The sequence below is a fragment of the Vibrio sp. V33_P6A3T137 genome (assembly GCF_009904835.1).
Lineage (GTDB): Bacteria > Pseudomonadota > Gammaproteobacteria > Enterobacterales > Vibrionaceae > Vibrio > Vibrio metschnikovii.
On sequence record NZ_WXWK01000143.1, the window covers coordinates 1 to 9,672 of the forward strand.

General features: G+C 44.3%; 8 protein-coding genes. 2 read left to right on the forward strand and 6 right to left on the reverse strand.

Features of this window, described 5'->3' with window-relative positions; translation table 11 throughout:
* The first annotated feature begins 389 nt into the window (after positions 1-389).
* Complete coding sequence (locus tag CAG60_RS13855) at positions 390-1,373, forward strand: CobW family GTP-binding protein (protein ID WP_158137302.1); 984 nt, start codon at positions 390-392, stop codon at positions 1,371-1,373.
* A 73-nt stretch (positions 1,374-1,446) separates the two neighbouring features.
* Here CAG60_RS13855 and CAG60_RS13860 read toward each other — a convergent pair whose 3' ends face one another.
* The 6 genes from CAG60_RS13860 to ylqF form a co-directional block, all read right to left on the reverse strand.
* On the reverse strand, positions 1,447-2,151 hold the full coding sequence (locus CAG60_RS13860; protein ID WP_004396460.1) for an ABC transporter ATP-binding protein: 705 nt from the start codon (positions 2,149-2,151) through the stop codon (positions 1,447-1,449).
* Positions 2,144-3,424 (reverse strand): ABC transporter permease, encoded by a 1,281-nt coding sequence (locus CAG60_RS13865; protein ID WP_161439194.1) that lies wholly within the window; start codon positions 3,422-3,424, stop codon positions 2,144-2,146. Before CAG60_RS13865 ends, CAG60_RS13860 begins: the two co-directional genes overlap by 8 nt.
* A 1-nt stretch (position 3,425) precedes the next feature.
* Positions 3,426-4,643: an ABC transporter permease gene (locus tag CAG60_RS13870; protein ID WP_161439195.1), complete on the reverse strand. Its 1,218-nt coding sequence runs from the start codon at positions 4,641-4,643 to the stop codon at positions 3,426-3,428.
* The gene (locus CAG60_RS13875) at positions 4,643-5,914 is read right to left on the reverse strand and encodes a TolC family protein (RefSeq protein ID WP_161439196.1); all 1,272 of its coding nucleotides are present in this window, start codon (positions 5,912-5,914) and stop codon (positions 4,643-4,645) included. The genes CAG60_RS13870 and CAG60_RS13875 overlap by 1 nt, the downstream gene beginning before the upstream one ends.
* The gene (locus tag CAG60_RS13880) at positions 5,904-7,031 is read right to left on the reverse strand and encodes an efflux RND transporter periplasmic adaptor subunit (protein ID WP_161439197.1); all 1,128 of its coding nucleotides are present in this window, start codon (positions 7,029-7,031) and stop codon (positions 5,904-5,906) included. The genes CAG60_RS13875 and CAG60_RS13880 overlap by 11 nt, the downstream gene beginning before the upstream one ends.
* Positions 7,032-7,328: 297 nt before the next feature.
* The gene (gene ylqF / locus CAG60_RS13885) at positions 7,329-8,273 is read right to left on the reverse strand and encodes a ribosome biogenesis GTPase YlqF (RefSeq protein ID WP_158137307.1); all 945 of its coding nucleotides are present in this window, start codon (positions 8,271-8,273) and stop codon (positions 7,329-7,331) included.
* A gap of 429 nt (positions 8,274-8,702) precedes the next feature.
* On the opposite strand from ylqF, the gene CAG60_RS13890 reads away from it, so the two are divergent.
* Positions 8,703-9,672: Bug family tripartite tricarboxylate transporter substrate binding protein (locus CAG60_RS13890; protein WP_161439198.1), on the forward strand; the 970-nt coding region annotated here is incomplete at its 3' end.

The window sequence follows — 9,672 nt, forward strand, 5'->3', positions numbered from 1 at the left end:
GAATTGGAAAAATAGCTATTGTATCGCCATTAATGATGATTTTTGAACAGGATCGCAAAGTCATATTTCAACCGAAAAAAAGACGATAAAAAAATGGTGTTTTTCTGAAAATGAGCGATAGTTAAGGCGTAAGGCAAACCGAGTATTTCAACAGGAGGAAACGCAAGCCTTACCTACAATTTGGATGGATTCAACCTACAATTCAAATAGCCTCGATTATGATCAGGTTGCAACTATAGCCTTCCTGATTCGCACAACTCACGATTGAGTTCCGAGGATTAAGGCGCGCTCATACAGTGCGCCTTTCGCTGTTTAGGCGCTTCTCCTCAGCTCGTTTCAGTCTACACCTCTTTGTTTTTTGTATATACTCCGCGAAAAGGAGTACCACGATGACAAAAAAAGTACCGACCAATATTATTACTGGCTTTCTTGGCGTTGGTAAAACGACCACGATTTTAAACTTATTGAAGCATAAACCGGCGGATGAAAAGTGGGCGGTGCTGGTTAATGAGTTTGGTGAGATAGGTATTGATGGCGCGATAATGTCCGAACAAGGGGCATTAATTAAAGAAGTCCCGGGGGGGTGTATGTGCTGTACGGCGGGTGTACCGATGTCTGTGGGGATTAATACCCTGTTAAGGCAGAAGCCCGATCGTTTATTGATCGAACCGACAGGCTTAGGGCACCCCAAGCAAGTTATCGCCACTTTAACCTCTGCCCAATATCAGCCTTATGTTGACCTCAAAGCGACCATTGCACTGGTTGACCCTCGTCATTTAAGTAATGATAAATATTTGATGAATCAAAACTTTAATGATCAATTAGCCAGTGCTGATGTGATTGTTGCCAATAAAGTTGACCAAGCAACGCCAACAGATGTTGAGATGTTCCAGACTTGGTTCGCCAGACAGCAACCAGCGAAAGCGGCTTATCAGTTAGTCAGTCAGGGCAATTTATCGCTCTCGATGCTTGATATGGAGCGTAGTGCGGAAAGTGCATCAAGCCATATCGAAGCTCATCACCATCATCATGCGCAATTAGAGCCACAGTTTGCTTTAGCCCCGGGACAAGCATTTCTACGTAAAGAAAATCGTGGTCAAGGCTACTACAGTTGTGGCTGGTTATTTGGTGCAGAATATCAGTTTGATTTTGATGAGCTGTTTTCGATGCTTAGCGCCTTAACCGCTGAACGGGTCAAAGGGGTTTTGAACACGACCAAAGGCTGTTATGCCTTTAATGCCAATAACGGGGTGTTATCGGTTAACGAGTTAACCCTACAAGGCTTTGAATCTCGTTTAGAAGTCATTGATTCACAATTGATGCCATGGGATCAGTTGGAGTCAATTTTATTGACCTTAGCCAACATCAAATGATGATTGATTCAGAAAGATAAGAAGGCCGTTTCTCAGCCTTCTTATCTTCTCTCTAGAGTAGTGAGTTTCAGCGTCATTCGCTTTGATGAACAGGCTTATCCGATAACACTTTACCATCCTTAATAGTAATGATCCGCCGAGTGCGCTGCGCCAGTGCTACATCATGAGTGACAATAATTAATGTTCGACCTGCTTGATGAAGCTGATTGAATAGCGTTTCGATCTCAGCACCCGATTTGGAATCCAGTGCCCCCGTGGGTTCATCGGCCAAAATGATTTGCGGATCATTGACCAACGCACGGGCAATGGCCACTCGCTGCTTTTGACCACCAGAGAGCTGATTCGGCTTATGATAACGACGATCGCCGAGGCCAACGCTGTCTAATAAATGCTCGGCACGCTGACGCCTCTCTTTTAGCGTTGTGCCGCTATACACCAGCGGCAGGGCGACATTATCAATCGCATTCGCATAATCAAGTAAATTAAAACTTTGAAAAACAAAACCAATTTTTTGATTTCTTATCTTGGCTAACTGGTGATTGGTTAACGATGATACCCGTTTATCTTCCAGTATATAGTCACCGCTGGTTGGTGTATCTAAACAGCCGAGAACATTCATCAGGGTTGATTTTCCTGAACCTGATGGACCAAGAATAGCAAGGTATTCGCCTTTATCGATATTCAATGAGACATTATCCAGCGCTTTGACTTGTTCTTCACCACTTCGGTAATGTTTACAGATATTGGCGAGTTGCACGAGAGGAGATTGATCATTCACTTTGTAATGCCTCTAATGGAGTGATGTTTGCTGCGCGATTAGCGGGAAACCAAGCCGCAACGACGCCGATGATGACTAATGCCGTCATCACCAAAAATAGAATGGGCCACGACAGCTCTGGCTGGGGTTTTCCCAGCTGTTCATAAAGAAAGTTACCTTGTAGTGGCAGGTGTTGGACTAAGCGTATAAGGCCGTAGGTGAAACTCAGTCCGACGATACCGCCCATCCCCATTGTTAGTATGGATTGAACTAAGTAATGAAGACGAATGTTGGCGCTGGTGGCGCCAACCGCCATTCTCACGCCAATATCTCGTGTAGCGCGTTTGACGGTCGCATACATCACATTGGCGATGCCAATGCCCGCGACACTCAGAGTAACAAGACCAATCACACCTAAAAAACTTTGCAGACCGAGTAAAAAGCGTTGCATACTTTTTTGTCTGAGTAGCATATCTTGGCTTTGAATTAACTGCTCATCACTCGGATCGGCAGAATATTTTCTGGCTAACACTTGTTTGATCACTTGAGCTAACTGTTCACGATCCGCTTGCGCAATGGGCTTGACGTTAATTGCAGCAATCGGTTGGTTGGGATGAAAACGTTGCCAAGTGCTCAAAGGGACAAACAATGCATAATCAATTGGTAGGCCTTGCTCTATCAGTGAAGCGTTGGATTTTATTACACCAATCACGGTAAAATCTTCATCACCGACTTTAACGATTTTGCCGACTGGATTGATGGTTAACACGGGCGACTGCAAAAAATCCTCGTCGCTCTCTTGATTGAATAGCTGGCTTGCAGTGGTATAACCCAGCACGATGACTTTACGTTGTTGCTGATTATCTAATTGATTAAACCAGCGTCCCCCGGGTATCATTTCTATTCCTGTCAGTTGAGCATAATCAGGACTAACCGCATACGGGGTTTGCCAACTGCTATTTTCCTGATAACGGACGGTTTTATCCCACACGGCGCTAATCTCAGCCTGTTGCACGCTCGGTAATGCACGAACCACATCGACATCTTGCGCTTGTAAGGATAAAGCTTGCCCAGTAAAGAAACGACCACTGTTGATACTAGCGTAGCCTGGTGTGATATAAATCAGTTGACCATTGCCGCTTTGCGAAGCACGGCTTAAGCCTTGTCTTAAGCCTTCACCGCTCGCTAACATCATACTGATGCATAGCGTACCCCAAGCAACAGCAAGAACGGTTAATAAAAGACGCTGTTTTTCTGCCAGCATTTCCTGAATAATTTGTCTGATTGGCAGCATGCTATCCTCTCGCACTTAAAGCTAAAACTGGCGTTAAATGTGCAGCACGGCGAGCTGGAAAATAAGCGGCACATAACGCTAGACAGGCGGTGATAAGGAGCGATCCAACGATCGAAGCACTGGTGATGATCGGCGTACCCAACCAGTCAGGTAAACCAAGCTGATTCAGCGTGGCAATGGCCAAATACGAGAGCCCAACACCTATCGCGCAGCCGAGGGTAACCAATAACGTGCCTTCGAGTATAAATTGCCAGAGGATAATTTTTGGTGTCGCGCCAACGGCCAGTCGCACGCCAATCTCTCGCGTTCGCTCGGTTACCGACAAAAACATAATATTGGCAACCCCCAAAGCGCCGACAGCGAGGGTCATCATCCCGCTGGCACCTAAAAATAGCTGAATACCGCGAAACAGGGCATTAATAAACTGAGCACCACTGCTGAAGTCTGGCAAATAAACCGCTTCGCTGTCGGTTGGGTCATAATGCTGTTGCTTGGCAAAAAACGTTTGTATGGCATGACGCAAAGCTACGCCGGGAATATCCGCTTTGGGTTTTACTAACAAAGAATAGGGGTTACTTTGCCATAAATCAGTAAAGGTGGTGCTGGGAATCATTAGTTGATTGCTCTCATTATTTAACGACACTCCACCTTCTTTTTGCTCAGTGATACCAATAATAAAAAAGGGTACGCCATTCACCTTAACGCTATCGCCTAGCGCCAATTGACCGACTTGGGCTAATTGCCAACCGATGATCGCTACTCTCGCATGATTGAATACATCATTAGGGGTTATCGCACGTGAAGCTGGACGTAAGGTTAGGCTTTGTAAAGCAAAATAATGCTGATCAACTCCAGCGACATAACCTGGTAGTGAGCGTCCTTGAGCGTTGGTAACCGTAGCATCCCATTTTCCGTACATCACCGAAAGTTGTTCTATCGCTGGTTGTTTGGCTAAGGCATGCATTTGCTCCTTAGAGATCCGGATCGGTCGTTTGGCTGGAAGCCCTTGCCATGGCTTAGCGGTTTGACCGGGAAAAGCCATCTGAGTATCACTCATCAGTAACGCAAAGGATTGAGTATTCACTCGATAAAAACCTTCACCTAAAGCGACCAAAACCAGTACCGACAGCATTCCCCAGACAATGGCAATAATGGCTAATGTGCTGCGTAAGCGGTGAGCCAATAAGGTTTGGGTAACTTGCAGAAATAGAGTGTTCATTACTGCAGCACTCGTGCGATTAACGCGATATTCTCATCATCCAATTTGCCCACTGTTTTTAGTAAAGCAATACGATGATACCAGTAGTCGTACAGACGGGTTTGTAAGGTATGTTTGCTATTAAACAGCGCATTATGAGCGGTGATCACCTCAGAGGCTTCTGTCATGCCAGCGTTATAGACCGCTTGTTTACTGTCCAGCGCGGTTTGTCGCGCCAGCACTTGTTGCTGGGCAATTTCAATCCGTTGCCATTCCAATTGCAGTTGATGAAAGCGAGTTTGAATTTCTTGTTGAATGTCAATCTCGATTTTTTTCACCGCTTGCTTGTTGTTTAAGATAGTGAGTTGAGCGCGATCCACACTAGAACGTGTCGCTCCATTTAAATCGATAGGCACGCTGAGCGTCAGCCCTGCATTCAAATCACCATCACGACCTTGATCAGTACTTTGATAGGACACGCTACCTGATAGCGTCGGGTAATATTTGGCTTTAGCGGCGTCATGTGCAAATTGAGCCGCAGTTAACTCTTGTATGCTGGCTAACAAGGTCGGACTGTTGTCTTTGGCAAGCTTAATCCATTGTTGTTCAGTCGCAAAAGGTAAAGTGGGCTGCTCTGATACCTGCGTATTGATTTCATTGATTTTATCAACTGGCTGATTAATGAGTGCCGTTAACGCATATTGTTTGCTAGCAAGAGCTGATTGTGCGGCGAGTAAAGCTGCTTGCTCATCAACATGGTTAGCGCGCATATCTTCTAACTCTGTGGCGCGAATTTTACCGGCCAGATAGCGTTGCTCGGTCACATGCAGTAACTGTGCGCCTTCTCGCCATTTCTCTTGAGCAAGAGTGAGATCACCTTGGGCGCTGGCCAATTCAAGATAAGCGGTTAGTAGACGTGCGGCCAGGCTATTGTATTCCGCTTTTGCCCGCAGTTGCGCAGCAACATAGTGAGCTTGAGATTGATCAAGCGCAGACCAAGCAGAGCTATCCCAAAGGGTTTGACTTAATGTGGCGCCATAACCCCTTTGGTTGTCACCATCTTGGTTCCAACTGGTTTGCGCCGTGATATTCAGCGATGGGCGTAATACGCTAGTGGCAGTGGCAACGTCAGTTTGACTAATTTGTGATTGGATTTGCGCCTGCATGTAGGTTGGATCAGCGGTTTTTGCCGCTTGCCAAGCTTGTTCTAACGTAATAGCAAAAGCGGGCTGACTGATCGCAAGCGCTAATAATCCATAACGGGTAAAATTGATCAAGGCATTAGTTGGCATAAGAATGACCCAGCATACTGTTATCAACAATCGTTTGTTGGTTTTCAAGTCCAGAGATAATTTGCACATTGATGCCATCGGATAACCCTAATGTTACCGGCTGTGCAGTGAATCCATATTCTGAATCATCAGCAATTAAGACTTCGGCTTGGTTACCTTGAAAGCGTAATGCGCGCTCCGGTACCGTCACCACATTTTCTACTTTCTCTAAGATGATATGAGCGGTGGCTGAAAAGCCGGAGCGAAGGGTGATATCCTCTGGAAAGTTGAGCTGGCTAATTTCGACTTCAAAGCCATTATCAAACCCCGTGTTATTGCTCGAACTGGTGTTATTGAGTTTTTCAGATTGCACAGCGACTTTGCTTAACACGCCCTCGATATTTAGGGTTGGAAAGGGGGCGAGTATCACAGTGACAGGCATGCCAACCGCGAGTTGTGCCGCATCGTGTTCACTGACGCTGCCTTTAAAAATCATATTCTTCATATCTGCAATCGACATCAGTTCGGTCGCGGCTTGGCTAGAGGCCGTAGAGATGATCGGCTCACCCACCTCTACTTTTAAATTTAAAATAGTGCCATCGATCGGAGCGGTAAGGGTTGAGGTTAATTTAGCATCACCAATTGAGGCCTCGCCGCTACGGATTAATTCTAAGTTTTGGCGTTTTTGTACCACATCGGCCAATTTTGATTTCAAATCGGCTTGAGCTTGAATGTAGTCGCCGTAGTTTTTAGGAATAATATTCTGTTTAACCAGACGCTCTAAATTGGTAACGTTTTGTTTTGCTGACTCTAAACTGGCTTCACTTTGCATTAACATCGTGGTTGCTTCGGTCAGTGCTTGCGGCGTTGGGTTAGGGGTGATTTTAATTAATGGTGTTCCCGCATTCACATGCGCACCAACATGGTGGAATATCTCACCAACAATACCTTCAATTTGCGATTTAATTGAGACTGAGTGAGCCGGAACGATTTGTCCCACAGCGATGGCTTGTTTTTCAATTTGGCCTAATTGTGCCGTTAAGGTCGGTAGTGATGCTTTGGGTTTTGATAAATGAGCGCTACCCCAGTAACCGCCAGCCATTAATACAATGGCGACTGCAATCCAGCGTTTGTTCATGTTAGGTTCCGTGAATGATATAAGAGCATGAATGTATGATGATAAATTGGTGATTAGGTTCCGCAGATAATTATTGGGCGGTTGTTTATTAAAGAGAGGTGTTCATCTCAGATTCCCGATAGCCTACTAATCATGATTGGATTTGTCACTCAGTGGTGTGTCTTGGAATGTACGTTTATGTATGGTGTACACAGGATGTTGAGAGTCGAAGTGTAGATGTATAAGAGGCAAGAACAAAAAAGTCACAACCTTAAGTGACGTTGTGACTTTTTAATGCAAGAAGTTCTGAAGTGAGTGTTAGCGCTTATTACGTAGATAACGTTTACGGCGTTCTTCTTTAATTTTCGCTTTTTCTTCCGTTTTACGGATTTCTTCTTGTTCGACTTCGATTAACTCATTAGGGATCATGTCTGGGCGTTCTAACGTAATTTTACCCAGCACCCCTTGGCGAAGTTCATGCAAGAGAATTTCCGATGCTTTATGCAAATCCACTCGCCCACCAGCGCGAAGAGCACCACGCTTTTGGCCAATGGCTTCCATCCATTCCACATCCGATTCAGGTGTGCCATCAACGTGATAGCGTGCAATAAGATTATCGGCATAATGTTTGGCAAGATACTCGACAGTATAAAAAGCCACATCCTCATATTCCATCGCGGTATCTTTAATCGCGCCAGTCGCAGCAAGACGAAATCCACTGTGAGGGTTTTCAACTTTAGGCCACAAAATACCAGGCGTATCAGACAGCACGACACCATTTTGTAAATTGATCCGTTGTTGACGACGTGTCACCGCCGGCTGGTTACCGGTTTGGGCTATCGCTCGACCAGCTAAGGTATTAATGATGGTCGATTTACCAACGTTGGGGATACCCATGATCATAGTGCGAACATTTTTGCCCACCTCTTCACGATGAGGGACCATCTTACGGCACAATTCTAAAATCCGATGGACTTCTTGAGGATTAGCGGTGGTGATGGCCATTGCTTTCACCCCTTGCTCTTGCTCTAAATGAGCAATCCACAACTCGGTCATTTCAGGATCGGCTAAATCACGCTTATTGAGTACTTTAATACAAGGTTTATCGCCGCGGAGCTGAGAAATCAGTGGGTTTTCACTACTATAAGGAATACGTGCATCGAGCACTTCGATAATCACATCAATTTGCGGAATTGCTTCTTCAATCTCTTTACGAGCCTTGTGCATGTGGCCCGGAAACCATTGAATTTTATTGTTAACCATTGGAAATATTTCTCTTGATATGGTTTTACTGGCGGAGGCTGATGAAGGTTAATCATGTGTGACGAGTATGCCTTCAGTTAGGATAACACATTCACTTTCCGCACAAGTATGTTCAGATGGGCTAATACTAACATTTAATTGATGATGCTGAAATCCTATCACGTTCAATGCGATGGCTAATGTCGTTGAGACAAAAAGACGCGGAGTGCTCTGTAACGGATAATTAACATCATAAAAACCATAAACACCATAAGCGGTATGGTAAAAAGTGTCCTTCCTCTCGTTAATTTACTTTATTGTCACTTAATGTAAACAAGTTGAAAACATTATAAGTTGTTTTAATTAACCATTGTTAGTAGAGCAACAATATAAGCCAGATTAAAAACTATAAAAAATAATTTACATTAAGTCAGACACAAGGATAGAACGATGAATAAAATAAAATATATCTCTGTAACATGGTTGATAATACTTAGCTCTTTATTAGGGGTATCCTCTGCTTTTGCGAAATCATATCCTCCAAGAACCATTAATATGGTTGCTCCAGCGGGTGCGGGTGGAGGATGGGATATTACGATTCGTACCGTAGCTAAGACATTAAAAGATGAGGGGATTATTAATGCGAATCTACCGGTGATTAATCGTCCCGGTGGCGGAGGTGCAGTAAATTTGGCTTATATGCAAAGTCAGAAAGGTAAAGGAGACTTAATTTCTGTTTATTCTCCTCCGATCTTACTGACTCATTTAGTCGGTTTAACACCATACAGTTATCAAGATACGACCCCTATTGCGCGCTTAATTACGGATTATGCCGCTTTTGTTGTGCCTAAAAATTCTCCTTATACCTCAATTAATCAGGTTATGGAGGCGCTAAAACAAGATCCTAAGTCTATTAAAATAGGTGGTACATCCGCTGCTGGCTCAATGGACCATATTCAATTTCTCTTAGTGGCGAAAGCTGCTGGGGTTAATAATTTAAAAAATATAGATTATATATCATTTCAAGACGGTGGAGTTGTTGCTCAGGTTTTAGGCGGACACATTGATTTGATCTCAACGGGGTTAGGCGATGTAGCTGGTTTAATACAAAGTGGTGAGTTGAGAGCATTAGCTCAAACTGCTAATAAACGAGTAGGTGAAGGGATGATGGCCGAAATTCCTACCGTTAGAGAGCAGGGAATTGATGTGGTTTTTGAAAATTGGCGTGGTTTATTTGGGCCGAAAGATATGCCAGAAGAAGCCATCAATTATTGGCGTGATGCTTTAGAGAAAATGATTCATACCGATAGCTGGAAAGCCGCATTACAACGCAATGGATGGGATGATGCTTATCTGGATTTTGATGATTTTCAACCATTCTTAGAAAATACGAATCAACAATATAATGCCTTGATTAAAG

Bases quoted from the DNA above. Each gene is read 5' to 3' on its own strand.
- CAG60_RS13870 (WP_161439195.1), bottom strand. From the start codon at position 4,643: ATGAACACTCTATTTCTGCAAGTTACCCAAACCTTATTGGCTCACCGC.
- CAG60_RS13880 (WP_161439197.1), bottom strand. From the start codon at position 7,031: ATGAACAAACGCTGGATTGCAGTCGCCATTGTATTAATGGCTGGCGGT.
- CAG60_RS13865 (WP_161439194.1), bottom strand. From the start codon at position 3,424: ATGCTGCCAATCAGACAAATTATTCAGGAAATGCTGGCAGAAAAACAG.
- CAG60_RS13855 (WP_158137302.1), top strand. From the start codon at position 390: ATGACAAAAAAAGTACCGACCAATATTATTACTGGCTTTCTTGGCGTT.
- ylqF (WP_158137307.1), bottom strand. From the start codon at position 8,273: ATGGTTAACAATAAAATTCAATGGTTTCCGGGCCACATGCACAAGGCT.
- CAG60_RS13875 (WP_161439196.1), bottom strand. From the start codon at position 5,914: ATGCCAACTAATGCCTTGATCAATTTTACCCGTTATGGATTATTAGCG.